Below are 1,267 nucleotides of genomic sequence, written 5' to 3' on the forward strand. Positions count from 1 at the left end.
ATTAATTTAAATCCTCAAATATCAGGAACGGAAGAAGTAAGAGGCGTGATTGAGCATTACCATCAAGAAGGCGGAGTTTATAAATCCGATCGTAATATGCTCGGCGGGATACTAGATATACGTAATATGACGGTATCGGAAATTATGACTCACAGAAGCAGTATTATAGCCCTTAATATCAACTTACCTCATGAAGTAATAATTAAAACTTTATTATCGGGGGCTCATACACGTATACCTTTGTGGCAAGATAATAGAGATAATATAATAGGGATTCTCAATCTAAAAGATTTGCTTAAAGCATTATACGAAAATAATAATGATGCAAAAAAAGTTGATATTAATAAACTTCTAACTCCACCTTGGTTTATCCCTGAGAATGCACTTGTAGTAGACCAGCTACATGCATTTAGAGAACGTAATAATCATTTTGCTTGTGTTGTAGATGAGTATGGTACTCTACTAGGTATTATTACTCTTGAAGATGTTATAGAAGAAATCGTAGGACCCATTACTGATGAACATGATAGACTTAATAATGAAATTATCAAGAAGTCTAATACCGAGTTCATTATAAAAGGAACTACGACTATTAGAGATATTAACCGAGAACTTGATTGGAATTTATCGGATGAGGATGCAAACACTATAGCAGGATTAATAATCCATAAAATTGCTAGAATTCCAAGTCAAAGGGAAGTAATTGAAATATTTAATTTAAAGGTAATTATTTTAAAGAAAATTGCCAATAAGATTGATAGCGTAAAAATTACCGTATTACCTACTACCGAGGAAACAATAAGCAGTGAGTGAAATGGGTAATTTTTTACTGCTAACAACGATGTGCTTAAGTGGGATGTCGGTACTATTGTCATTCCCGCGTAGGCGGGAATCCAGTATAACATATAAAAAATTTAATTTTTTATATGTTTATTTTACAAAAAAAATAACTTCTTTACCAATAGTAAAATTATTTTTTCTGGGATTCCCGCCTACGCGGGAATGACATTTACTTCTACATAGCTGCCTCATGTGCTATACTTGCCTTTTTTACCCTAGTCTATGCTTTTATTATCTCTGACTTTTCACTACAAAATGTTTTCTTAAATTCCAGTACTTTAAAACCTTTAATATATAAAATAGCCGGTAGTTGGTCGAGCCACGAAGGCTCAATGTTATTATGGTTTTGTTTATTACAAATCGTTAGTTGCTGTTATATATTTTTACTTGAAGATAACCGGCTTAAATTTTTATCTATTATCATATT

1 protein-coding gene and 1 pseudogene are annotated in these 1,267 nt (G+C 32.0%); both read left to right on the forward strand.

Translation table 11 applies throughout. The annotated features are described in order from the left end of the window. A partial coding sequence (locus tag REIS_RS09040) for a transporter associated domain-containing protein (protein WP_008581246.1) occupies window positions 1-813 on the forward strand: 813 nt, incomplete at its 5' end. A 206-nt stretch (window positions 814-1,019) separates the two neighbouring features. Next, window positions 1,020-1,267: pseudogene (locus REIS_RS15015) on the forward strand (cytochrome C biogenesis protein CcmF); the annotation flags it as partial.

Origin of the sequence: Rickettsia endosymbiont of Ixodes scapularis (assembly GCF_000160735.1) — a bacterium.
GTDB classification, from domain to species: domain Bacteria; phylum Pseudomonadota; class Alphaproteobacteria; order Rickettsiales; family Rickettsiaceae; genus Rickettsia; species Rickettsia tamurae.